This window comes from Pedobacter sp. UBA4863 (assembly GCF_002399615.1).
In the GTDB taxonomy this organism is placed as follows: Bacteria; Bacteroidota; Bacteroidia; order Sphingobacteriales; family Sphingobacteriaceae; genus Pedobacter.
Map to the genome: position 1 here is coordinate 53,705 of NZ_DHDZ01000041.1, position 25,678 is coordinate 79,382.

General features: G+C 37.1%; 20 protein-coding genes. 4 read left to right on the plus strand and 16 right to left on the minus strand.

Going from position 1 to position 25,678, the window contains the following annotated elements:
• Window positions 1-159: 159 nt before the first annotated feature.
• On the plus strand, window positions 160-354 hold the full coding sequence (locus tag B3I52_RS11160; protein WP_293301275.1) for a hypothetical protein: 195 nt from the start codon (window positions 160-162) through the stop codon (window positions 352-354).
• 100 nt (window positions 355-454) lie between these two features.
• Here B3I52_RS11160 and dnaJ read toward each other — a convergent pair whose 3' ends face one another.
• From dnaJ to B3I52_RS11185, 5 genes are all read right to left on the minus strand, one after another.
• Window positions 455-1,618 carry a molecular chaperone DnaJ gene (gene dnaJ, locus B3I52_RS11165; RefSeq protein WP_293301277.1) on the minus strand — a complete coding sequence of 388 codons (1,164 nt, stop codon included), beginning with the start codon at window positions 1,616-1,618 and terminating at the stop codon, window positions 455-457.
• Between the two features lie 60 nt (window positions 1,619-1,678).
• Window positions 1,679-2,257 carry a nucleotide exchange factor GrpE gene (locus B3I52_RS11170; RefSeq protein ID WP_293301279.1) on the minus strand — a complete coding sequence of 193 codons (579 nt, stop codon included), beginning with the start codon at window positions 2,255-2,257 and terminating at the stop codon, window positions 1,679-1,681.
• A gap of 140 nt (window positions 2,258-2,397) precedes the next feature.
• Window positions 2,398-3,087: a cell division ATP-binding protein FtsE gene (locus B3I52_RS11175; protein WP_293301280.1), complete on the minus strand. Its 690-nt coding sequence runs from the start codon at window positions 3,085-3,087 to the stop codon at window positions 2,398-2,400.
• 1 nt (window position 3,088) lies between these two features.
• Window positions 3,089-3,292 carry a fructose-6-phosphate aldolase gene (locus tag B3I52_RS11180; RefSeq protein ID WP_113645510.1) on the minus strand — a complete coding sequence of 68 codons (204 nt, stop codon included), beginning with the start codon at window positions 3,290-3,292 and terminating at the stop codon, window positions 3,089-3,091.
• Window positions 3,293-3,477: 185 nt separating this feature from the next.
• Entirely contained in the window at window positions 3,478-4,497 is a 1,020-nt protein-coding gene (locus tag B3I52_RS11185; RefSeq protein ID WP_293301282.1) for an acyl-CoA reductase, read from the minus strand.
• A gap of 79 nt (window positions 4,498-4,576) precedes the next feature.
• Here B3I52_RS11185 and B3I52_RS11190 point away from each other — a divergent pair, with 79 nt between their 5' ends.
• The gene (locus tag B3I52_RS11190) at window positions 4,577-4,927 is read left to right on the plus strand and encodes a 4Fe-4S dicluster domain-containing protein (protein WP_293301283.1); all 351 of its coding nucleotides are present in this window, start codon (window positions 4,577-4,579) and stop codon (window positions 4,925-4,927) included.
• Window positions 4,928-5,087: 160 nt separating this feature from the next.
• Here the strand turns inward: B3I52_RS11190 and B3I52_RS11195 are convergent, their stop codons facing one another.
• Window positions 5,088-5,645 carry a hypothetical protein gene (locus B3I52_RS11195; protein ID WP_293301284.1) on the minus strand — a complete coding sequence of 186 codons (558 nt, stop codon included), beginning with the start codon at window positions 5,643-5,645 and terminating at the stop codon, window positions 5,088-5,090.
• 127 nt (window positions 5,646-5,772) lie between these two features.
• Window positions 5,773-6,618, minus strand: coding sequence for an EamA family transporter (locus B3I52_RS11200; RefSeq protein ID WP_293301286.1), 846 nt, complete (start codon window positions 6,616-6,618; stop codon window positions 5,773-5,775).
• Between the two features lie 223 nt (window positions 6,619-6,841).
• Between B3I52_RS11200 and B3I52_RS11205 the strand changes: the two genes are divergently transcribed.
• Complete coding sequence (locus B3I52_RS11205) at window positions 6,842-7,246, plus strand: EVE domain-containing protein (protein ID WP_293301288.1); 405 nt, start codon at window positions 6,842-6,844, stop codon at window positions 7,244-7,246.
• A gap of 154 nt (window positions 7,247-7,400) precedes the next feature.
• On the opposite strand, the gene B3I52_RS11210 is transcribed toward B3I52_RS11205, so the two are convergent.
• The 6 genes from B3I52_RS11210 to B3I52_RS11235 form a co-directional block, all read right to left on the minus strand.
• Window positions 7,401-8,600, minus strand: a complete 1,200-nt coding sequence (locus tag B3I52_RS11210; protein ID WP_293301289.1) for a cation:proton antiporter — start codon at window positions 8,598-8,600, stop codon at window positions 7,401-7,403.
• A gap of 39 nt (window positions 8,601-8,639) precedes the next feature.
• The gene (locus B3I52_RS11215; RefSeq protein WP_293301290.1) at window positions 8,640-9,161 is read right to left on the minus strand and encodes an acyl-CoA thioesterase; all 522 of its coding nucleotides are present in this window, start codon (window positions 9,159-9,161) and stop codon (window positions 8,640-8,642) included.
• 143 nt (window positions 9,162-9,304) lie between these two features.
• Window positions 9,305-10,564 (minus strand): DUF5103 domain-containing protein, encoded by a 1,260-nt coding sequence (locus tag B3I52_RS11220; RefSeq protein WP_293301292.1) that lies wholly within the window; start codon window positions 10,562-10,564, stop codon window positions 9,305-9,307.
• A gap of 280 nt (window positions 10,565-10,844) precedes the next feature.
• Complete coding sequence (locus B3I52_RS11225; RefSeq protein ID WP_293301293.1) at window positions 10,845-12,761, minus strand: ABC-F family ATP-binding cassette domain-containing protein; 1,917 nt, start codon at window positions 12,759-12,761, stop codon at window positions 10,845-10,847.
• Window positions 12,762-12,993: 232 nt separating this feature from the next.
• Entirely contained in the window at window positions 12,994-16,089 is a 3,096-nt protein-coding gene (locus tag B3I52_RS11230) for an AsmA family protein (protein ID WP_293301295.1), read from the minus strand.
• Window positions 16,090-16,337: 248 nt separating this feature from the next.
• Window positions 16,338-17,069, minus strand: coding sequence for a cupin domain-containing protein (locus tag B3I52_RS11235; protein WP_293301297.1), 732 nt, complete (start codon window positions 17,067-17,069; stop codon window positions 16,338-16,340).
• A 405-nt stretch (window positions 17,070-17,474) separates the two neighbouring features.
• Between B3I52_RS11235 and guaB the strand changes: the two genes are divergently transcribed.
• Window positions 17,475-18,944 carry an IMP dehydrogenase gene (gene guaB / locus B3I52_RS11240; protein ID WP_293301299.1) on the plus strand — a complete coding sequence of 490 codons (1,470 nt, stop codon included), beginning with the start codon at window positions 17,475-17,477 and terminating at the stop codon, window positions 18,942-18,944.
• Window positions 18,945-19,012: 68 nt separating this feature from the next.
• Here the strand turns inward: guaB and B3I52_RS11245 are convergent, their stop codons facing one another.
• The 3 genes from B3I52_RS11245 to B3I52_RS11255 all read right to left on the minus strand — a co-directional run bounded on the left by B3I52_RS11245 (window position 19,013) and on the right by B3I52_RS11255 (window position 25,490).
• Entirely contained in the window at window positions 19,013-20,629 is a 1,617-nt protein-coding gene (locus tag B3I52_RS11245) for a RagB/SusD family nutrient uptake outer membrane protein (protein WP_293301300.1), read from the minus strand.
• A 10-nt stretch (window positions 20,630-20,639) separates the two neighbouring features.
• A complete protein-coding gene (locus tag B3I52_RS11250) occupies window positions 20,640-24,134 on the minus strand; it encodes a TonB-dependent receptor (protein WP_293301301.1) in 3,495 nt (1,164 codons plus the stop codon).
• 120 nt (window positions 24,135-24,254) lie between these two features.
• A complete protein-coding gene (locus B3I52_RS11255) occupies window positions 24,255-25,490 on the minus strand; it encodes a FecR family protein (RefSeq protein WP_293301302.1) in 1,236 nt (411 codons plus the stop codon).
• Between the last annotated feature and the right edge of the window lie 188 nt (window positions 25,491-25,678).

The following is a 25,678-nucleotide window of genomic DNA, read 5'->3' on the forward strand; positions in this document are numbered from 1 at the left end:
AGGGCAGGAAAGACTGTGCGTTGGCGTTGCGCACTGATTATCAAAGCATAACACCCAAAACTCACGTTAATTAATAAAATATATTTCATCTTTTATGTTCGTCCTATTTTCTCTTACGGTAACCAGAGATTTAATTATTACCAATTACATTCGGTTGAGTTGCTAAAAGAATTTGCTAGTGGACAAAAAGATTTTTTCCTTAAGTTGGGCGATAGCCATTTATTGAAACTCTCTTTGGAGAAAAGTACAGATCATAAAACTTGTAAATTATTGACTAACAGCCAAGAAGAAATGGCCGAAACAGGCGAAGTAAATAGGTATGTTTCTAATATTTTTTACATTAACTTGCCTTAGTTTTTTAACTGCTTAGCTAGGGATTACCTTTTTGAACAGCATAAAAAAGCCCCAAAACTTTTGTCTTTTTGGGGCTTTTTTTATACGGTCTCTTAATTTATTATTCGAAATATTCTTTCATTTTATCGAAGAAACTCTTGTCATATTTGCCAGGTTGTGGCTTAAAGTTTGCAGATTCTCTTAATTTTTCAAGTAGAGCTCTTTCTTCGCTGTTTAACGCTTTCGGAGTCCAGATGTTTACATGTATAATTTGGTCGCCACGGTGATAAGAATTTACCTCTGGAATACCTTTTCCTTTTAAACGAAGCAGTTTCCCACTCTGTGTGCCAGGTTCTATTTTAATTTTGGCCTTACCATCAATAGTTGGTACTTCTACACTTGCACCTAAAGCAGCATCGGGAATACTTACGTGTAAATCGTAAACTACGTTGTTGCCTTCTCTTTTTAAGGTTTCGTGCGGAGTTTCTTCAATTAAGATAATTAAATCGCCAGCAATGCCACCGTTTGGTGCGGCGTTGCCTTTTCCGGCCATGCTCAGTTGCATGCCCTCGCTTACGCCAGCAGGGATATTGATGGTGATGGTTTCTTCGCCACGAACAGTGCCATCGCCATGGCAAGAATTACATTTAGCGGTAATTTGCTGCCCGCTGCCATGACAAGTAGGACAGGTTGCTGTGGTTTGCATTTGTCCTAAAATGGTATTGGTAACTCGGCGTACCGAACCGCTACCACCGCAGGTTTTACAAGTGCTTACAGAACCTTTATCTTTTGCTCCTGTACCATCGCAGGTTTTGCAGCTCACTTGTTTGTTAACTTTTATTTTCTTCTCGGCACCATTGGCAATTTCTTCAAGCGTTAGCTTTACTTTAATACGTAGGTTAGTGCCTTTGGCTACTCTACGGCCGCCTCTCGATTGGCCTCCGCCACCAAAGAAGCTATCGAATGGGCTACCACCACCGCCACCGAAAATATCACCAAATTGGCTGAAGATATCTTCCATGTTCATGCCGCCCCCGCCATAGCCACCTCCAGCTGCACCGCCAACTCCGGCGTGTCCAAATTGGTCGTAACGTTGCTTTTTCTCTGGGCTGCTTAATACTTCGTAAGCTTCGGCAGCTTCTTTAAACTTATCTTCAGCAGATTTGTCATCCGGATTTTTATCTGGGTGAAACTTAATTGCCAGCTTACGGTAAGCTTTTTTAATTTCTTCTGCCGATGCACTTTTGGCAACTCCAAGTACGTCGTAATAATCTCTTTTGCTCATTTTATATTAATGCGATGATTAGTGAATTAGCTAATTAGCTAATTCACTAATCATCAAATTTTATGCTCCAACTACCACTTTTGCAAAACGAATTACTTTATCGTTAAGCGTATAGCCTTTTTCTAGTTCGTCAATTACTTTTCCTTTTTGTTCGTCGGTAGGTGAGGGGATTTGGGTAATTGCTTCGTGCAAATCTGTATCAAAAGTAGTGTTGATACTATCGATTTCTTTTAACCCTTTTTGGCTTAATATGCTTTTTAATTTGGTTTGTACCAACTCAATACCTTCGCGAACGGGTGCTACTTCTGTTGAGGTTTCTGTAGCTTTAATGGCACGTTCAAAATCGTCTAAAACAGGTAAAAGAGAAACAACAATATCTTTGCCGGCAGTTTGTAATAATTCTATACGTTCTTTTTGCGTACGACGTTTAAAGTTATCGAACTCGGCAAATAAACGTAAATATTTATCGTTCAATTCGGCTACTTGTTGTTGTAATTTTTCTTCTGCCGATAACTCTACTACAGGCTCGCTAGCAGTTTCGCTATTATTAACTTGCTCGGCTGTATTCTCTATGTTTTCCACCTCTTCGGTATTGTTATTTTCTACCACTGGTTCTTCTTTCTTCTTCTTATTAAACATGTGTACTCGTGTTTTTGGGTTTTTAACAAAAGCTTTGCCAATGCAAATAAAACAGCCATGCTGTCAGTTTTATATGAAGTTCTACTAACAGAATGGCTGAAAATTAAAATTTTGTCAGAAATAGTATGCTTTTAATTTAATTACGCAATTTGTACATCCTCGTGTATCAATCCATTTTCGCATTTAATGATACGGGAAGGGAAGGTGCGGATGATATGATAATCGTGGGTGGCCATTAAAACAGCCGTACCACTTTGGCTAATTTGCTTCAATAATAGCACAATTTCTTCCGATGTTTCTGGGTCTAAGTTACCTGTAGGTTCATCTGCTAAAATAATCTCCGGATTGTTTAGTAAAGCTCTGGCAATTACAATACGTTGCTGCTCGCCACCAGACATTTCATGTGGCATTTTTTTGATTTTAGAGCGTAAGCCAACTTTTTCTAAAACATCTTTAATACGTTCGGTAATTAGGTTCTTGTCTTTCCAGCCGGTAGCTTTTAAAACGAATTCTAAGTTTTGTTCAATGGTTCTATCGCTCAATAACTGAAAGTCTTGGAAAACAATTCCTAGCTTTCTTCTAAGATATGGTACTTCCTTATCACTCAGCTTTTTTAGATCGAAGTTAGCTACACTTCCTTCGCCATTACCAATGTGTAAATCGCCATAAATAATTTTTAACAAACTGCTTTTGCCTGAGCCAGTTGCACCAATTAAAAATACGAACTCTCCTTTAGCGATATCGAGTTTTACATTAGATAGTACTAGGTGTTTCTGTTGAAAAACGTCAACATTGTTTAAGGTAATTACGTTCTCTTTGTACGCTGCCATGTTAAATATCTAGTTTAGTTACCTGTCCAAAAGGCAACTCGTTAATAATGTTCATTATTTTTTCCTGTTTATCTCCGAAACCCAATTTCTCTAAAGATTTATCAGGTCTATCTACCCTAAAATACGCCAGCAAAGTAAACTTTTCGTCCCTCAGCTGTACATAGTCGGGTATTTTGGCAATGCCTTTAACTTTGATGATATACATTCTTTCAAAAGTAAGATTAAGAACTGAAAAGTAAAAAGTAAAAAGTAAAAAGTCCGAAGTCCGAAGTCCGAAGTCCGAAGTCCGAAGTCCGAAGTCCATTAAAAATTGGACATACAAATTAGTGGAAATTTTTTAAGCTTGCTATATTTCAACTTTAAAACAATTTATCAACTGAAAAGGTTCTCCTAATTCAATTTTTTCAAAAACTCAATGGTATTCACATTGTCTGCATAATCCCAAAGTTTAGGGTGCTGGCTTTGCCCAAACGGTAGTATTGATAACTTCCTCTCTCGAATATTGCCAACTATGCATTGGATTTGTTCTGCTTGTTGTTTTAGTTTTTTAATTGCTTCATCAACATTTTCATAAGTTTCGTAATACAATACAGCCAAAGGCGATGACAGGCCTTCATCTTCCTTGAGCAATAAAAAGCCATTGTCGTAATGCTTTTGCTGATTTACGAGGTAAATAGATTTGTTGTAATCGTAGTTGTTGTTGTATTTAAAATGGTTAATGATGTCTTGAAATTGCTCTAAGGGTTCAAAAAAGTTCTTGATTTCGTAGTTTTTAGGGATGAATATTTTTGAAATACTACGGCAGCCCATACCGAAATAATCGAAAATATCGTGACCTAATTGTGCAACATCTTCCTTGCTTTCTTCGCCTGTTAATATGGCTATGCTGTTTCTATTTTTACGGATGATATTGGGCACTTTTCCAAAATAATATTCGAAATATCTTGAGGTATTATTGCTGCCAGTGGCAATTACCGCATCGAAGCCTTTTAATTGCTCCGCGTAAATAATGTGTTCTTTTAGTTCAGGTAAAATCTCACAAAGTTTATTGAGCAAAAAGGGCAGGAGTTTATTATCGGACGAAGATAGTTTGATCAGTGCAATATTTCCAGTTGCTAAAACGCACATTACATCGTGAAAGCCCACTAAAGGAATGTTCCCGGCTAATATTAAACCTATAGTTTTAGGATTTTGAGCAACTTCAATGTCTTCAAACCATTGTGATAAATCGCCTTCATTTAGCATTTCTGCCAATGCCTTTACCGATTTTGTTACTTCTGCTTTTGTAAACCAGGCGTTTGCATTTTCTGCCGAATAAATTACCGATTGGAAAGCCTCATCTGGCTCACTTAGGTATTTACCCAACTGTTTAAAGGCAGAAATTAGCTGTTCTTTACGAAATGAAGACATATTTAGAACTATTATAAATGGATTATGTATTATATTTGCGACGCAAAGGTAAACTTAGCAATTAGATTTAGACGAAAAGATGGCAATTAAAATAACAGACGAATGTATAAACTGTGGGGCATGTGAGCCAGAATGCCCTAATAATGCAATTTACGATGCTGGTACAGCTTGGAGATTTTCTGACGGTACGGCTTTAAACGGTATTATCGATTTTGGAGGTAACGAAATAGATGCGGGCGCTGCTCAAGATGCAATTTCTGATGAGGTATATTATATCGTTTCGGATAAATGTACAGAGTGTAAAGGTTTTCATGACGAACCTCAGTGCGCTGCGGTTTGCCCGGTAGATTGTTGTATTGACGACGAGGATGTTCGCGAAACGGAAGAAGAATTGTTAGCCAAGAAAGCTTGGTTGCACCAAGAAGGATAAGTAAAAGTTAAAATGCGGTATTCAAATAGAATGCTGCTATAAAGAAAAGGAGATGCAAAATGTATCTCCTTTTTTATTGAACTAGCTTTTGAAAATCTCGTGTAAAAAAATAGGCCAATGTTTTTTACATTGACCTACTTTAATAGTATGGTTTAGTTTATTAAAGACCTACAACAGCATCGTAAGTTGTAACTAATTTGATTTTTAGTGTTTGTGATAAAGCTGGTTTTACTTTTGAATTTAATTTGTAAGTAATTGTACTAGCAGAAATTAAATCTCTTAAATCTGTAGAACTAGATACATCAAAGCTGATTTTGGTAGCTGTATTGCTTGTTGCACTAGATTTTGCAACTTTAAAATCTGCCTTTCCTGCTGCACTAATAACTACTGAAAGACTTTCTAAATTATCAAAGCTGTTAGAAGCATTTTGTCCCTGTATAATTTCAGCTGTTAAAGTTTTAACTTTTAAAGATTTAACATTTTTTATGCCGAATGCTCCTTTGGTGTTGCTTTTTATTAAGGCATCAAGGTTTCCTTCAACGTTATTAACAGCTATGTCTGAAGCAATTGTTGATTCTGCTAGTGGTGCATTAACTGTAAGTGTCACATCAGCACTTGTAAAAGTAATATCTTTGTTCGTAGCTTCTTTAATCTTGTTACAAGAAGATGCTACAACTGCCGAGCCAATAATTAATAGAGCAAATAATTTTGTTTTCATTTTTTGATTTTTAAAAGAGTGTAATTGGTTTATTTTTATAAAGGTAAAAAACTTGTTGCAATAAAATGTAATTTATTTTTACTTAGTTTATTGTTAATGTTGGGGTTAGCTAATTTAAGAGCGAAATTTATTTTGTTTTGCTTAATGTAGCGCCCGTACTGGCCATTACCACCAATGCAATAGCGGCCCATTCGTAAACAGATAACTGTTCATGTAAAAATAATAGACCACAAAATGCGGCTACTGCCGGTTCTAAGCTCATTAAAATACTAAACGTTTTTGCTGGAATGTGTTTTAAGGCATTCATCTCTAAGGTATAGGGAATGGCACTAGAAAGCAGGGCTATGCCCAGCCCCATTAAAAGCGTGGTAAAGTTTAACTGTAATAAATTGCCTTCTATTATTCCTGCCGGGATAGCTACAATACTAGCCACTAGCAAGCCTATGCTAACGGCTTTCCCGCCATCCATTACTTGCGATAGTTTGCCGCCTATAACAATATATGCTGTCCAAAATGCACCAGCCAATAATGCCAATGCCGCTCCAATTAAATCGATATTGTTATTGTTGCCAGACCATGGTGCAATAAAAGCAATGCCCAGTGCTGCCAAAAGTGCCCATAATAAATCTAAGCCTTTTCTGGAGGTTGATATGGCAAGCACCAAAGGGCCAATAAACTCTAAGGTAACGGCCAAACCCAGCGGAATTTTTGATAACGATAGATAAAAAGCAGTATTCATAGCTCCCAAAACAAGCCCGTAGCATGCAACGAGCTTCCATTGCTTGGTAGTTATTTTGGAAAAATTGGGTTTGTGTATAGCTAACAGCATAATCGCCGATAATCCTATGCGTAGCGCTACGGTTCCCGCCGGCCCCATTATCGGAAAAATTCCTTTGGCAATGGCGGCCCCTCCTTGTACACTTACAATGGCTAGTAATACTGCCGGAATAGGGGGGATATTCTTAATTTTCATTAAACGCTAAATTTCTGCTGCGCAAAGGTAACTTTTTACCAGCTATTGTAGAATTACTATTTATGGTGGCTTTATGATAATTATTCGCTAACAAGGTAGGACTGCCTAAGATGGCTTGTTTGGTAGTGTATTTGTATTATTTTAGCTTACCATTACACATGCTGTTGTTTTTTTCTATTCGCTTTCTTTTATTAGTTTTGATGTTTTTAAATACATAAAAATTATGAACCATTGGTTAGTCAAATCAGAGCCTTTTAAATATAGTTGGGAACAATTTAATAAAGATGGTCGTACCTTTTGGGATGGTGTGCGCAATTACCAAGCACGCAACAATCTTAAAGCCATGAAAGAAGGCGATTTAGTGTTGTTTTATCATAGTAATGAGGGTAAGCATGTGATTGGTGTAGCCAAAGTGGTAAAAGAGTTTTATCAAGATCCCACTACGGCAGACCCTAATTGGGTGGTGGTAGATCTAGCACCAGTAGAAGCCTTAAAAAACCCGGTAACCTTAGTGCAAATTAAGGCCGAAGAAAGTTTGAAAGATATTTCTTTGGTGCGGCAAGGGCGCTTATCGGTAATGCCTTTAAAAGCTACGGAGTTCGATAAAATTTTAGAAATGGGAAGCTAATTACTTTTAGCGCCATTAGCATTAAAATATTAATTAAAGCACCCGTAGTGTATTATCAATAAAACATAAATAATTGATATACAGGTGTTTTTAGCACTCTATTGATCGGGCACGCTTAGGTTACTTTAGGCTATAAAAATCAAAAAAACAAGAGTTACAAATGCGATTCTTGTGGCTCTGCCAATCCCTTTTTTCTGCTAGACATTAGGCCTATGCTCATAATTAAACTAGAGCCCAGTACTACCATGAACAAATACGGTGTTCCTATTTCGGGAAGCTTAAGTTGTTGGGGTAAGCTGTAATATAGTAAAATACTAATTAGCCCTCTAGGGATAACAAATCCCTCTGGTAAAACGTGCTCTCTCTGGAAAAAATACAAGTAAGCAAACCTAATTACATAAATACCACCCAGTATAATCAATCCGTTGGCTATCGTGTTAAAATCATTTAATTGATAAATATTAATGGTAAAACCAAATATCACAAAGAAAAATGTTCTGAGAATAAAAGCGGTTTCGGCAGACAGCTGATGTAGCTGTATGAGATCATTAGATAGGTTTTTGTAGATAAAAACAGATCTAAACCAAGCATGCTTAATGGTGTCGGCATTATTTAAAAATAGGCCAAACGACAAGATTAATACTAAGGCAGATAAATGAAAAGATTGCCCTACGGCATACACCATAATTAAAATGGAGATGATTAAGAAGAATTTGATATGATGTTTTAATCGGCCCATTAAATAAAGCAGCGTAATGCAGGCTACTACAGATAGTAATAAAATGAATATGGTATTAATAGCCAATTGGCCAAAAGAACCAATGGTAATGTGTTGGTTTGATATGGCAAAATTTAGTAAAATAATGCCTAAAATATCGGAAAAGGAACTTTCGTAAATAATAAATTCCTTACTTTTTTTATTGAGGTTGGCTACCGAAGGTATGGCAATGGCCGAGCTGATTACACTAAAAGGTATGGCATTTACAAAACACAGGTACAGTTCTTTGCCAGTTATTTGATAAATAATAAATGTAATAACAGCTACGGTGGCAATTAGAATAAGAAAGGCCGATAAAAAAGCACCTTTAATTACCTTGTTTTTGTCTTTGGCATATTTTAGTTCTAACGAACCTTCAAAAACAATTAAAATAAGACCAACGGTGCCCAAAGTAGGCAATATTTGAAGGAAATTATAGGTGTGTACCTGAAATTTATCTACCAAAAGCCTTAGCCCAATACCTAATACCAATAACAATAATACCGATGGTAATTTGGTTTTGCTGGCCACCAAGTCGAACAGGTAGGAGAATATAATTAAAGCACTTAAAATAATAAGTACGGTATAGGTCGTCATATTTTATATTTTTTGTTTCGCAACCTTTAATCGGACGAATTAGTTTTTAGCGAATAGGGCTTTTAGTTCAAAGGCATCGTCGGGCTGCATTTTTCCGGCCAGTACCAAACGTAATTGCCTGCGCCTTAATGCACCGTTAAAAAGTTCAATTTCTTCTGGAGTATTGGGTTTAAGTTCGGGTACGGGTATGGTTTTGCCGTCTTGGTTTAATGCTACAAAAGTGTAATAAGCTTCGTTAGATTTTACCCGGGTGCCAGATGGAATGTTTTGTGCCCATACATCTAGGCGTACTTCTACCGAAGTGTTAAAAGAGCGTGTTACCTTAGCTTCTATGGTAATTACATCGCCCAGTTTAATGGGTTGCTTAAAAGATACATTATCTACCGAAGCGGTAACTACAATTCTATTGCAATGTTTTTGGGCAGATATAGCGGCTGCAATATCCATCCAATGCAATAATCTGCCCCCCATTAAATTGTTTAAAGTGTTGGTATCGTTGGGTAAAACCAGTTCGTTCATTATGGTAAACGAGTGGTCTGGATTTTTAACGTTTAAACTCATAGCGGCTAAATTAATAAATTAAGCGTTTTTCAGAGATTAATTTTATGTAAAACAATTGCGGCAATAGCTATAAAAACAGTAGTTGTGCTGTGAAATTTATCAATTGTAAAGTTGAGGTTTGCTATGTTCTCGCTCATCGCTTTTTATCGTTTTACACTGTTAACGTTCGAAAAACCAACAAAATCGTCGTACCTACTGCCTGGTTTGCGGTGGTAGGCCAATACCTGATAAGTATTTTCGGTTTCAAAAAAAGAACCTTCGAAAACCGTGTCGTCAAATTTGCCATTTTCATCTACCCAAACGTATTTAAAGTCGTAAATGCCTTGTTTAAGTTTAATGTTGCCGTAATATCTACGTCTCGAAGATTCGAAAGTAAGTTTGTTTTCTTCTGTTAGTGCATAGTTGTTAAATCTGCCAAAAACATATACATTTCCTTTTGGTGTAGGAGGTTGGGCCGCTAGAGTAAATAACACATAGGCGTAATCGCTGTCGGTTACATGATCTCTGCCATCGGTATTTCTAATAAAGAAATTTCCATTCTCATCAAACTGGTTGCTATACCTGTTTGTTCCGTTAGGCAAATCGATAGCTAAAATTACATTTTGTGTACTATCTCTATAAATATCGGCTACGTGTTCTGCTTTGTACCTAAAACTACGGATGTCAAATTTTCTAAACTCGTTACCTCCGTAAAAATGATTGGTGTTAATATCGTTATAAACTAAGGTGCCGGGTTTTACAAATGAAGGTTTAGTATTTACGATTGCTGTTTGCTGAATGTTGTTTTGCATTACCACAGCCTTTACTTCTAAAAAGGGATTGTTAATTGGGGCTTGATGAAACAGACTGAAGTTGATTTTTTGTTTTGAACTTCGGTCTGCAACTGAGGTAGCCGGAACTACTTCTGCACCAATGTTAATGGTATTGTTTAGTACATAAAAACGTTGGGTAATTATTAATTTAGTTGGGTCGTTATCCTCGTAAATCTTCAAGATGTAATTGCCGCCAATTTTAACCTTCATTTGGTCGTTCGGAAAAGTGAGCCTATAGTTTGTAAACTTTACCAAGGTGTTAAAAGAGTACTTGTAATTGAAAAGGATGTCTTGCTGTACGCCTTCTAAATAGTCTAAAATATTTAATTGCGAGGGTTTCCAGTCCCAGGTGCAATGTTCAATGGTATAGTTATAGCTTTTTTGGCCACCGCTTAAATCATCAAAAGCAAAAGTGATGGTTTCGGCAGTTTTTAGGTTAATTACAGGGAGCGATTGTTCTTTGCTAGAGTTATAGCACTCAACCGTTTTAATATATTCTTTAAATACTTTGTTTTGGTATGGGCTTTGGGCTTTTGCGTTAGATAGGAGCAAAAATAAGAAAAGGCAACTCAGTAGCTTGTATTTCATCATGCTTTAAATATATAAAATTAATTAAATATAACCTGTTTGCATTTAGCCACAGCACTTGCCCCAATTACGGGATACACATATTTTTATAGTTTTTAAATAAAATTGAAGCGGAATATTACGGGTCAATGATGGATTTTAGGCCCAAAATTAAATTTTCCTAGACTTTCATTACTTGAGTATCTGGGGGTTAAATCTCCCAAATGCACAAGGGGTAAATATAGAGGAGAACGGCGTTATTGCCAAGGCTATTTAAGGTTGGAGTTGGAAGGTATGTGTTGATTTAACCTTCCAATTCCATAATTTCTGCTGCTAGCTCTTCCCAAGTGTTTTGAGCAGCGTCTAGCATCGTTTTTTCTGATAAATATTTCTTGTTTACCTCTTCTAGCTTTTGCTGATTGCTATAAACTTCTTCTTTTGCCAAGGTTGCTTCACAGTCTTTTACGCTTTGTTCAAACACTGCAATTTCATCTTCTGCACGTTTTAGTTTTTCGTTCAGCTTTTTTAGTTGCTGTTGCACATTAAGAGCGTTTGCGGGAGCAGGCTCTTTAACCGAAGGTTTTTTCTCTTCGGGTTTTACCGGGATTGCTTTTGGCACGGGTTTAATCCTTTTGGCATCCCATTCTTCAAATTCGGCGTAAGTGCCCGGATATTCTTTAATTTTATCTTCTTCTATGAACCATATTTTGTTGGCTACATTGTCTAAGAAATACCTATCGTGAGAAACAGCAATAAAAGTGCCTTCGTATTGCTGTAAAGCTTGTATTAATATATTTACCGATTGAATATCCAAGTGGTTGGTTGGCTCATCCAGAATTAAGAAATTACTATCTGTAGTTAACGATTTGGCCAAAGCTACTCTAGATTTTTCGCCCCCAGACAATACCTTTATTTTCTTAAAAACATCATCGCCAGTAAACAAGAAACAGCCTAAAATACCACGCAATTCGGTATCGGTATGCTTGGGTGCAAATGCTTGTAGCTCTTCTAAAATAGCATTGTCTAGGTGTAAAGATTCTAATTGGTGCTGCGCAAAAAACGTAGTAGTTACGTTATGGCCAATTTCGCAAGTTCCTTCAAATTTTTCGGTACCGGCAATGATACGTAACAAAGTAGATTTACCTTTGCCGTTGGCGCCAATCAAAGCAATTTTATCACCTTTTTCAATTACAGCTTCGGCATTTTTTAAAATCTCGATGTTAGGATAACTCTTAGAAATATTTTCCAAGCGCACTACATGTCGGCCCGAAGGTTTCGAGAATTTAAAGCTAAAATTTACGGTTGGATTATCGTCGTCAACATCATCAACACGTTCCATCCTGTCTAGAGCTTTCATACGGCTTTGTGCCATTTTTGCTTTACTTGCCTTAGCCTTAAAACGTTCAATTAAGCGTTCTTCTTGCTTAATTTTTGCTTGTTGGTTTTTAAATTCACCACGTTGTATTTCAGATCTTAACTCTTTTTCTTCGAGGTAGAAGGTGTAATTTCCTGCATAACTCGTTAATTTTCCTTTCCGGCTTTCAACTGTTCTATTGATAATTTTATCTAAGAAATACCTGTCGTGAGAAACAATTACAATAGCGCCTTCAAAACCTGCTAAATAGGTTTCTAGCCATTTAATAGACGGTAAATCCATGTGGTTGGTAGGCTCATCCAGTAATAAAATATCAGGGTCTTGCAACAGAATTTTAGCCAACATTACCCTCATGCGCCAACCTCCAGAGAAGGTGTTTAACGGCCTTTTTTGGTCTTCGGAACTAAAGCCTAAACCTGCTAAGATTTCGTTAGCACGATACTCGATATTATAGCCGTCCAAAGCTTCAAATTGTTCTTGCTTTTGGGCTAGTTTATTTAATACATCTTCGCTGTAATCTGTTTCAATAACCTTTAAAAGTTCTTCAATTTCTTCATGTAGCTTGTTCTGACGGTCAAAGGCCTCCATGGCTACTTGTAAAATAGGGTTATGGCTATCGTACGAAAGCAAATCTTGGTTTAAATAGCCAATGCGTAAATCTTTAGCCATAGAAATGCTGCCAGAAGTTGGCGCATATTCTCCTACAATCAGTTTTAATAATGTTGACTTTCCGGTTCCGTTTGCACCAATCAATCCCGCTCTGTCGCCAGGCTTAATATGCCAGTCGGCTTCATCGTATAGGGCCCTAGAGCCAATTAAAAAACTAAGGTTGTTTATAGAAATCATTAAGGGCAAAGGTAAATAAATTTACGGTTTTAAGATTTACGATTTACGATTTCGAACACGTTTTCTCCTATTTAGAAAAGCAGGATTGGTGCTGCTATTCATATCAGCCCCTTTCTAGCTTTTCCGTCATTTCGAACGCAGAGAGAAATCTAGCATGTAGTTTAGCCAGTAGCTAGCTTTCACTTCGTGCCTCATCGAAAGCACGAACTAGGTGAATTTGTTTCAAAACAAATTACTTGCTGTCGTCTGTATCGTCAGTTTCTTCCAACTTACCTTCTTTATTGCGCTTTAGCTTAACCACAGGTTTTTCCTGTGTACCGGTAACACTTAACGGAATCCCGATTAACCCAAAAGGAGGCAAGCCTAAACGGCCTTTCAAATTCAAACGGCCATCTAAACTTATCTCGCCCTCAAAACGTGGTCTGAAACCAGCAATTTTCATTTTGGTGCGCTCAATGGTCATGATATTGTTTTTGATAGAAGTTTTAATTACTACATCCTTTAAATTCGGATTGGTTAAGCTATCTCGCTTGGTATCTTTGCTTACCGCATTCATCATTTTAAAACCAGCCAATTTTACGTCTTTTAAAGTGAGTTCGCCACTGCCTTTTATAGATGGCAATATGGGGAACATCTCATCGTTAAGACGGCCGGTTAATTGGTAATCTAGCCCTACAATTCCTTTTACTTTAGAGGCAGAAGTGGCCATTTCTCTAAATAATTTGATTTCCTTATAGGCTTTGGCAATATCAAATTCTTTGGCATTTAGCTTGAAATCAAAATTTGCAGCGGTAGGGCTTGTGCTTTGGTAGTTTGCATCCATCAATACTTTTGCACCAATTAAATCAAAACCCGTTTGCGAAAGTGTAAGCTTGCCATTATTGATGGTCATTTTACCTTTTGCATTTTTAAGGTTAAGGCCGTTGTATGCTACATTGTTGGCATTAGCTGCAAAAGTTACATTTAAATTGGTTGGAATAATGATTACCCCCTTGGCTGTTGCACTACTGGTTGTTGCAGTGGTATCGCCGGCATAAGCCATAAATTCATCAGCTATAATTTTGTTGCTGTGCAGTACAAAGTTTCCATTCAGTTTCTCTCTATCATCAAATACAAAGTTTACATAGTTGTTTAGGTTTCCGTTCAATTTAAAATCCGAACCGCCGTAAGAGGCATTAAATTCATCGAATTTTAAAGCCGAAGAAGTAAACGAGAACTTGCCATTTTTAATGATAAAAGCATTAGGGAACATATCGGTTAGGATATTCAAATCCTTAATACTCATAAATCCTTTGTTTTGTAAACGACCGTATCTGCCAGCCACAGCATCGCTCTGCAAACCTTTAAAATTTAGATTGGTGTAAATTAGGCCATGAACTTGGTAGCCAGGAACTGCAAATAATTTGTAAAGCTTTCCAATGTCGAGCGTTCCTCTCGAGGCAATATCGTACGATACGTTTTCTAAATTGCTAACGTTCGCTTTTAGCAAGAAAGGTTGGCCAGACATTTCAAAAGAAATAGGTTTGATGTTTAGTAAAGTGCCTTTTAAATTACCATCGGTATTGGTAATGGCCGCATCAATATCAATTTTCTCTAAGGCTTCGCTAAAATGAGCAGTTTTAATATAACCTCGATCTAACTTAATTAAGGCATTTGTTACAGGGAAAAGCTTTTTCACTTTATCGTAAGAACCTTTACTGTTTACATCCACGGCTAGGCTTCCGTTAAGTACCAAACCTTTAATAGGGTAAAAGTTCTTGATTTCGGCAAAATTGATAGCAGTTTTTAAGCCTAAATCTACGGTGATGTTGTTAATGGTTTGTAGTTTTAAATAGCCTTTTATGTAACTAGACATGGCATTAATATCGATACTGCTTATTTCTAGTTTGGTGTTTTTATAGTCGCCGTTAACGTTGTTGCCAACAAAGTTGAAGTTAATTTTGTTGATAGGGGATGGTAATGAGGCGTACTTGAAATAACCGTTTGTCAGTTTAATTTTTGCATCAAAAGTGGGTACGGTAGCAATTACCGTGTCTATTTGTCTCAAGCCGCTTTTAACCACTTTCTTGCTGTATTTTCCATCAGCGTTTACGCTCATTACTAGCCTGCCTTTAATGTTTAGGCTGTCCATGTTTATTACCTGAGCCCATTTTTCTAAATCGATGTTAGAACGAGTTTTAGTGTAGATTTGAGGTTCTTTTAAACCTTTAATTTTAGTAATGGAAGATAAAAAATCAGTTCCAATATTGAAATACAAACTGTCCATGTTCAAATCTAAACTGTCGGGATTTAAGCTCGGAATTTTGGTTTTTAAGTTTAAGAAAAGGTTCTTGATAGCTTGTGGGGCATTTGGATTTTTAATTTCACCATCGCGAATTTTCATGTTGAAAGCCAAGCTTGGCATGGTATTGCTCTCGGCAATGTACTTTCCAATTAGCGAAGCTTCTATTTCTGCATAACCTTTAACCTTTGTACGTTCTAGCTTATCGGCAATTTCGGCAGGCAGGGCGGTAAAAATATTCTGTAAATCGGTTTCTTTTGCCTGTGTCTTAAAATCCATGTCGTAACCATCTTTTAAAAAAGAAAAACGACCAACAAAACGAATAGGCAGCGAGTTTATTTTAATGTCATTTTCATCAAACAATAAATCTAAAGAGCTGGTGTTGATTTTTGTAATTAGTTTGGCATTCAGTTCTTTATGGAGCAGGTAAGGTGTGCCGGCGTAATAAATATCGGCATCTTTAATAGAAAGTTTGCTCTTTAGGTCAAAAATTGCCCGGCTCAAATCGCCGGTGCCGGTGTAGTTAACGCTTTTAGCATCAATTAGCATGGGGATAGATTGGTCGTTGTAAACCAAATGACTGTTTTTGATGTAAATACCTTCAATTTTAATAGCTGTACTACTGGTGTCGGTACTTTTTGTATCGTTGCCCTTACTTTCGTAAACGTTGTAGTTTGGCTGCCCTAGTTTGTTAGATAAGATGTTGATTTTTGCACGATCTAAATAAAATTCATCTACTTTAATCTGGTCGCTAAACAACGATAACAAATTGATGCCCAAAGCCATTTGTTTTGCATAGATTAAGGTGTCGTTTTTAAAAGGTTCGGAACCTTTGAGTAAAAACTCATCTAAATTTAAGGTTAATGAAGGGAAATGTGCAAAAAATGAAAGGCCTGTGCCTTTAAAACTAACCTCGCCCTTAATGTTTTGGTTAATCGTTTTGGTAATCTGCTGATTAATCGTTTTGGGGATAAGGAAAGGGATAATAAATAAAATTGCAAGTAATGAGGCAAGGCTGATGCCTAATATTTTAAAAAACTTTTTCAAGATGGTAATTATTATTGAGCTGCGCCACAAAGGTAATGTAAATGATCGTGTTTTTTAAAATAAAGAAAATGGCGAGTGAGTAATGTTTGTTTAGGAAAGTTATATCGTGGAACAGAGAAATTTCCGCTCGGATTTTTGATATATCCAATTTTACCTTTGTTGGTATCTTGCTGCTTTCTTGGTTTGCCAAAATGAAACTGAGGTGTTGGTTGTAAAATAAACCAAACACCATTGCTTGTGAGCTAAAATTATTTGTTGTTCATTGCCAAAGTAAGTAGAAAAAAGCTTTCTGTTAAGGCTTTTAAACTATGTACGATGTTTTCTTGCAGGGCAATCATTTGCCCTTTTTCTAACTGTACACTTTGTTGGTCTGTTGCAAATGTTATTTTTCCGGCCAGTACCTGAACGCTAATTACCCCATTTGCCTTATGTGGTTTTAGCGCTGCATTTTCATGTAGTCCAATAAGCACAATTCGCATGGTGTCCGATTTAAAGATGGTTACCGAGTTACGGTCGCTTTGGGTCCATGTTGTTTCGTTTTTTAATTGGTTAATGGAGTGAACCAAGTTCATTTCTACCAAAGATGCGTTTAATATACGCTCGCCATCTGGGCGCTGCGGCGTAGCATCGTTCGATTTAGTTTTTAGGATATTTTCTGGGTGATGGGTGCTTAGTTTTTCTATCAATTTTGAAGAAGCTTCGTCGGCAGAGGTGCCATAACCATTTACCAAGGTGCCCTTAAGGTTATGTTTGGTAGAGGATATGGCGTAAAGTACCGATTGGTATTCAGGATCAGAATCGCCTTCGAAACGATAGACGTGATCTATTTGAAAATCGTTTGGCGACAAGATCGTATTGGTTTGATGGCATATAATACAATCTTCTTTGATGTTAAAATCGTGTGTGTAGCCTAATTTTATTAGTCCATTTATGGTTTCAGATAATGTTCCGAAGCTGGTGTTTAAGTTGTTCTCGTTCATCTTTCAAAAAAATAACCTACCAATGTATAAGTTTTAAGTCGCCATAATTGTAGTGTCGCTTGTTTATTATTGTGCTACAATAAAGGTTGAACACTAAATTATAGGCAAAACTAGCGTGTTAAAGTATGCCAAAACGAATTTAACAAAAAAATGGCAGTATTGCATGGATAGATGCTAAAAGCTTCAGTCGTTTTTGTAAAAAAGCAGGAAGTAATTTCAAAACCGATGTGCATTAAACCAGATTAGAAATGGTAAAAGTTTACAGCAGAAAGGTAAACTATAAAGGCACTATTTCTAAAAGATAAAAACTACAATTCCTTTACCAAAATATAACAATAGCAGTTGTTTTTTTAGTGAAAATATTGTACTTTTGCCCTGCAAATAATAATTCGTAATTTATTTGCTATGCAACTAGACCCCCATAAATTTATTGCTTTAGGTTTAACCTATGATGATGTACTTTTAGTACCGGCATACTCTGAGATTTTACCTCGTGAGGTTAATACCCGCACTTCTTTAACCAAAAAAATTAAATTAAATGTTCCTCTGGTTTCGGCCGCTATGGATACCGTTACCGAGGCAGAATTAGCTATTGCTATTGCGCAAAATGGTGGTATTGGTATGTTGCATAAGAACATGAGCATTGAGCGACAAGCCGAAGAGGTTCGTAAAGTGAAGCGTTCGGAAAGCGGTATGATCCAAGACCCGGTAACTTTGCTAGAAACTTCTGTTGTTGCCGATGCTTTTAAAATAATGAAAGAGCATAAAATTGGCGGCATTCCGGTGGTTACTTCCGACAATAAATTGGTAGGCATTATTACCAATAGAGATTTACGTTTCCAGAAAGATATGGCCAAGCCTATTGCGCAAGTAATGACAAAGGATAACTTAATTACTGCGCCAGAGGGTACTACTTTAAAGCAAGCAGAAGAAATTCTTCAAAACCATAAAATTGAAAAATTACCTGTAGTAAGTGCTGATGGTTTTTTAAGTGGCTTAATTACTTTTCGCGATATTTTAAAGGTAAAACATTATCCCTTGGCTTGTAAAGATGACAAAGGAAGACTACGCGTAGGCGCTGCGGTTGGTGTTACTGCAGATACCATACAACGTGTTGATGCTTTGGTGAAAGCGGGTGTAGATGTAATTACCATTGATACTGCTCATGGACACTCGAAAGGTGTGGTTGATAAGCTGAAGGAAGTGAAGGCCAAATATCCAGATTTGCAGGTGATTGTGGGTAATATTGCCACAGGTGCTGCCGCAAAAATGTTGGCCGAAGCTGGTGCAGATGCCGTAAAAGTTGGTATTGGCCCAGGTTCTATTTGTACTACAAGAATTATTGCAGGGGTAGGCGTGCCTCAGTTGTATGCAGTTTTTGAGTGTGCAAAGGCTTTAAAAGGTACGGGGGTGCCTGTAATTGCCGATGGAGGTATTAAACATACTGGCGATATTGCAAAAGCAATTGCAGCAGGAGCTAGCACCGTAATGGCAGGTTCGTTATTTGCAGGTGTAGAAGAAAGCCCTGGCGAAACCATTATTTACGAGGGACGTAAGTTTAAATCGTACCGCGGTATGGGTTCTATAGAGGCCATGGAACAAGGCTCTAAAGACCGTTATTTCCAAGATGTTGAGGACGATATTAAAAAATTAGTACCAGAAGGAATTGTTGGGCGTGTACCTTACAAAGGTACTTTGGCCGAAGTAATGTACCAGTATATTGGTGGTTTGCGTGCAAGTATGGGTTACTGCGGTGCAGCAAGTATCGAAAAATTGCAAGAAGCGCAATTTGTACAAATTACCGCTGCGGGCATGCGTGAAAGTCATCCACACGATATTACCATTACCAAAGAAGCACCAAATTATACGAGGTAATATTAGTTCTAAATAAAATTAAAAAGCCGCTGTCTAGTTATTGACAACGGCTTTTTTTATGCAATGTTTTATAGTTCGTTTTGTTTGCAAAGAGGGTTGCGTTGAATTTCTAAGTCTGGGATTACCCATTGCCATTCTTTTGCTCCAGCAGGTATTAACCTGCTCGCTTCTCCTACTGGTTTTTCTTCATACATATTAAAGTTAGATGCCAAAGGATCTAAATTAGTAGGGTTTGAGTTTGTTTTCCAGCCATTAGCTGAACCTCCTTGGTTATAACCTGCTCGTGGAGCTGGTCCACGGTCTAAAGGCATATTTAAGCGCTTTAGGTCTAAGAAACGAAATCCTTCGCCCCAAAGCTCAATACGTCTTTGCAGCATAACTTCTTCTGCTAATGCTGTCCCACTTGCGGTACTCATTACATAAGCTGGGTCGCGGTCTATAGCAACTGTATATAAGGCGTTGCGGGCTTTAACATCTTCTTGTTGGCTACGGGCATAGCCTTCAGCCATAATTAAGTACATTTCTGGAAGACGTACAAAAGCTAAATCTGCAGTAATAACGGCACCATTGTAAGAAGCCGATTTGTTGTCAGGAAAATCTACAATAAATTTCTGGCTCATCCATTTATATGTATTCCCTCCAGGGGGAGATACCAATCCTGGATAGCCTACTACATTTTCTACCCATAGTTTTTTCCTAATATCTGTGCTGGAGATTTTCTCATAAAGTAAATTATATATAGCTCTTGGGGTATTCTTGTTATAGGAAATGTTGGTGTTAGATATATAGCTGTAAAAGTTAAACAAGGTTGCTGTTTCAAGCGTAGGTTGTGCTATTTTAGCCCAAATCCATTCTTTGTTTGTTGCGCTAGAAGCGCGACCTTGTTTATAATCGTAACCAGTTTTATCCATTTGGGCACCAGCATTATCTACTACTAATTTTGCCATTTCTGCTGCTTGTAACCATTTGCCTTGGGTAAGTAATACACGAGCTTTAATAGCTCTTGCCACATGTACATTAATGTGCATTTTGGTAGAGCGCTGAAAAGTAACTTTCGAAAGTAAATTTATAGCTTCATCTAAATCATTGTTAATTGCAGAATAACTTTCCTCTACCGTTGATCTAGCTTTGTGATTGGTGGACGATTCCATTCTTAGTACAATTCCTAATTGCGAGTTGTTACCAGCAAAGTCATAGCGTTTTCCATATAACTGCACTGCACAAAAATGTGAAAAAGCCCTGTAAAATATAGCTTGGCCTTTAATGTAGTCTCGCTCTTCTTGGGTACCCTCAGCTTGGTCAATATTTTCAATAACCATATTGGCGTTGGCTATAATTTTATATATATACTCATAAATATGGCGAGGATATTGGTTAGTTGGTTGCCTATGCCTTGTCCAATTGGTTTCTGTTAAAAATTGTGCATTATTTTTGGTGTAAACCAAATCCTCACCTAAAAAATCCATGTATAATAAGTAATACTGATACCCCATTTTAGGAGCATAATCACCTTTTTCGTACATAATGCGGTGGATACCGTTAATGGCCATTAAGGCTGTTTTAGTGTCTTTAAACATGGTTGATTGATCAACCGCACTGGTAGACTCTGTTTCCAAAAAATCTTTACTGCAAGAGAGCAACGTCATTACAGTAAATCCAAATATTATTAAAAAAATCTTCTTCATGCTCATTAGATTAAAAAGTTAAGGATAAACCGAAAGATGCAATAGTTGACGGAGGATATACATCATCATTTGAGATATATCCAGATTGGAAGTTTCTTCTAGGATAAACTCCTTTTCTGCTAGCGAGTAACCAGGCGTTGTTTGCAGAAAAATAGATTAAGGCATCGGATATATTTTTAGATTTTAAGAATTTTTTAGGTAAACTGTAAGATAAGTTTAGGTTGGTAAGTTCTAGCATGTTTGATGATACCAACCAACGTGTAGAGTTGGATGCATCTATGTTTACGGAGTTGGTGCCGCTAACTGTCATAGCTGCAATGGCTACATCGGTAATATCTCCAGGTTTGCGCCATCTCTTAAGCATATCTTTGTGTTGGCTGGCATAAGAAAGCGAACCTGTCATAAAAGATTTGTAGCCGGCATCGTAAAACTTACTGCCAAGTTGATAATAGAAATTAACTCTTAGATTAAAATTTTTCCACCCAACATCGGCGCCAAAACCCCCGGTTAATTTAGGCATTGCACTTCCAGCGTAGCCATATAAACTTTTTTCAACGTTTTCGGTATATTTGACACCATCAATTTCTTTCAGTTCGCTAGGTGTGAATGTAAATTTGTCCAGATCTGCCCTAAATAGGTTAAAACCATTGTCAGGATTTACACCGTACCAGTCTCTCAACCAAAAATCATATCTTGAATGACCTTTTTCGATTTTGTAAATAGAAGAAGTATATGGATCTACTGGTAGTGAAGTAATTTTGTTTTTAATCCAAGTAGAGTTCATATTTATATTGATGTTCCAGTCTTTTGATTTAAGTATTTGGCCGTTTAAATTCAACTCTATACCTTTATTATACATTGACCCAGCGTTTTTGTCAATGCTTCCAATTCCCGAAGATATTGGCTGCGGCACGCTAAAAAGCAGGTCGCTTGATACACGATGAAAATATTCCACAGATCCATTCAAACGGTTAGCAAATAAGCCAAATTCGGCAGCAATGTCAAAACTTTTAGAGGTTTCCCAAGTAAGGTCTTTATTGCCTAAAGAAGATTGTGCATAACCAGCCTCGCCATTGTCATTAGGCGTATAGGTAGCTCGCCAAGGATAGTAGCTAGAAAGGTCATCGTTACCTACTACACCATAGGACGCACGCAATTTTAAATGGTTTACAAATTTAACATTGTCCATAAAGTTCTCTTTATCAACAGCCCAACCAGCGCCTAACGACCAAAAATTTCCCCAACGTACATTTTTATTGAAGCGAGAAGAACCGTCTCTTCTGTATGAAGCAGAAGCGAAGTATTTTTCACCGAAATCGTAGTTCAGCCTTGATAAATAACCTTCTACACGATAATTGTGAGTGTACGAGTTTGGTAACGCATTAACTTCAGTGAAGTTTGCATACTCGAAATTATCCCCAACAATGGTTTGTGTTTTCATTGAAGTAGATAAATACCAATACTGAAATTGATAACTTTCATGTCCGGCAAGTAAATCAAAATGATGTTTACCAAAATCTTTACTATAATTTAAAAGCTGTTGGAATGTCCAGGTAGTAGTATTAGATGTGTTTTGTGCCGATGAACCTGCATTGCCTTTTTGCGGGTAAACCATGCCACCTGCCCAGCTGCGGTACATGTTAGAACCTAAGCCTCCATTAGCTGTGAATTTTAATCCGTCTAGCAAAGAAACATCTGCATAACCTTTTAAATTAAGCGTTTGTCTCAATAACCCTCTGTAAGTATCATTAACCTCAAAAGGATGATTGCTGCCTGCAAAAGTGTCACGGCCAGGAATGGTAATGGTGCCATCGGCAGAAGTCCAGCCACTTCCGAAATCAGGTATTTTATTGCCTTGGGCATCAAAAATATATTCTCCGGTTGTTGGATTATGTAAATGAATTGGGAAAATATTGCCCATGTATCTGGTAGCTCTAAATGGATTGGAAATAGACCCGCTTGTTTCAGTCTGCTCTCCATTTGATTTAGCATGTGCAACATTGATATTGGTTCCCATTTTAAGCCATTTGGTTATTTGCGAGTTGGCATTGGCTTTGGCCGATAACCTGTCGAATTTTGAACCTATGATAAAGCCTTCTTCGTTCATGTATCCTAAAGAGGTATAATAATCGGTTTTATCATTGCCGCCACTAATGGAGATGTTGGTGTCGTGTCTTCTTCCCGTTCTGGTGATACCGCCATACCAATCTGTATCATCAGCCCAATGATTTACAGCATTCGGATTTAGTTTCCCGTTGTTGTCAAACAACTCTGTTGCACTCATTAGGTAAGGGTTATAACTAATACCTGCTAATAAGGCTGGACCCGCTTGTGCATTGGCATTCTGTACTGTACTTCCGTTTAATACATAAGTATTGCGTTGTGCTTCCCAATAAAGTTCCATATAGTCTTTATCGTTTAAACGTTCATAATCTGCGCTTTGCCTCGAAGTTAAACCAAAATTGTATTTGGTTACAATGGTAGGTTTTCCGGCCTTTCCCTTTTTTGTATTAATCAATAATACACCATTAGCTCCTCTAGCTCCATATAATGCAGCCGAGGAAGCATCTTTTAACACAGTAACGCTTTCAATATCATTTGGATTAATACTAGTGATGGCATTATCATACGGAATTCCGTCTAAAATAATTAATGGACTGCTACTTGCGTTAAAAGAACCAAGACCTCTAATACGTATGGTAGGTTCTGACCCTGGTTGACCGTTAGAGGTGCCCACTTGTAAGCCAGGTGTGGTGCCTGTTAATGCTTGGGTTACTTCGGTGGTTGGTTTGTTTTTAAAAACATCTTCATTAATTACCGAAGCAGAACCCGTAAAGGTGCTTTTCTTGGCTGTACCATAGGCTACTACCATTACTTGGTCTAGTGTTTGTAGTTGCGGAGACATTTTTATGTCAATTTTAACACGGCCATTTACTGCAAGCTCCAATGTGTTAAAACCTACCGACGAGAACAAGAGAATGTCATCTCTATTAACATTGTTTAGGCTGTAATTACCTTCGTTATCTGTAGATACTCCTTTTGTAGTTCCCTTAACAGATACGCTTACACCAGAGATGGCTTTGCCGTCATCTACAGAGACAACCTTTCCACTAACTCGTAATTGCTGTATTGGTTTTGCTTCTGCATTAGTAGGGTTAATATTTACATTGGTGTTCTTTTCTGCCGTTCGTTTAAATAATACAATTGTTTTATCTTCTACGGAAGCTTGTAAAGGTTGATCTACAAGGATTTTGTCTAGAAAATCTTGCAATGGCATATTTTTGGCAGTTATAGAAACTGGTTTTGTTTCTTTTAGGTGAAGCACATTGGCATAAACGGCATAACCCGTTTGTTTACGGATACTCTCCAATACGGTAGCCAAAGGTAATTGCTTTACATGCAGCGTTATGGTCTGCGAATAACTGGAGGCACTTACATGTATAAAGCCCACCATTAGAAAAATAATAATTAGTCTCAATACTCTAAATAAGTAATGCTTTTTCATTAAATTTGTTTAAGGTTTGGATGATGAAATAGGTTTTTTAGTCTGAGCCATTTGAGGAGAGTGTTAGTGCACTTTCCTTATTTTTATGACGCATAAGCCCAGCGTCTATAATAAACTTAATTAATTATCTGACCTCCTTTCTGCTGAATTATCAATTATAAGACGGTGATGTGATCCATTTAGACCAGCTGAAATATGATATTGTATATTGCTACTTTCTAAAAAGCGCAAAACAGTACTTAATTTGTCAGTTTTAAATGCATTGCCAGTAAATTGGTCCGTAGGTATGTTTCCTTTGTATTGTACCGTAAGGTTATACCAACGTGCCATCTCACGCATAATTTGTTCAAAAGACTTGTCATCAAAAGAGAATTGTCCGTTTTTCCATGCAATAGATTGCGATATATCTACTTCTTTAACCTTTAGCTGTTGCTCATATAAAATAGCTTGCTGCCCGGGTTTAATACGGTTTGTTTTGTTAGAGGATAAGTTTAAAACCTCTATTGAACCATTTATTAATGTAGTTTTTGTTTGTGGTTCTTCGCTATAGGCAGCAACATTAAATTCGGTACCAAGTACATTTATAGCTTGTCCGTTGCTTATTACTTTAAAAGGAATATTTTTTTTGGAAGAGTTTAAACGCTTAACTTCAAAATAAGCTTCGCCATCTAATTTTACAACTCGGTTTGTTGCGGCAAAATGAGATGGATAGGTTAAGGTGCTATTGGCATTTAGCCAAACTTTAGAGCCATCGGGCAATACTACATGATAGTTGCCACCCATAGGAGTCTTTAGTACGAGTGTTTCGGATGTGATGTTTTTTTTGATGGTAGAAGAATTGTGGTTTGTAACTGAAGATCCATCTAGATAAGTAATGTCATTGCCTACAATAATGCCAGATTGATTCGAATTTAAATTTATAGTACGGCCATCTGCAAGCATTAAGGTAGCCTTGTTGCCTCCAGGTAGAACATCTTTTATAATAGTTAGGTCTGGAGTAGCTTTTTGATTCCTTCTATTTAAGTATAAGGTGGCAGTAAATATCAAAAATAATGCAGCAGCATAAGGTAACCATCTTTGTAGTTTCGTATATATTGGCAATTTTGGTTCCATAGTTTTTTTTATAGCCAAATCAAATATGCGTTGTTCACGTTCACTTGCCTCAGAGTTATTCCATAGAGCTAAATAAAGACGAATGTCTTCTAACAATAAATCATGTTGCATTAGTTGTGCCATCAGTTTCTGATTTTCTGGCTTAGCACTTATCCATTTTTGTAACGCAATGTTTTCTTGTTCATTTAGCGTTTCACTTATTTTTTTTTTTAGTAATTCTACTATTTGCTCTGGTTGATACACTTGGTTAGTTTTTATATAGAAACGAAATTGAAACCCAAACCTGTCCAACTAAGACTAAAAAAATAAAAATCGTTGAATTGTTAAGGTTTATTTATGAATTAAGGAATATTTGAACTTGTGTAATAAGATTCAGTAATTTTCAGTTCATTGAATCTTAACAAGTTTACCCGTAGTGCATTATAAAGATA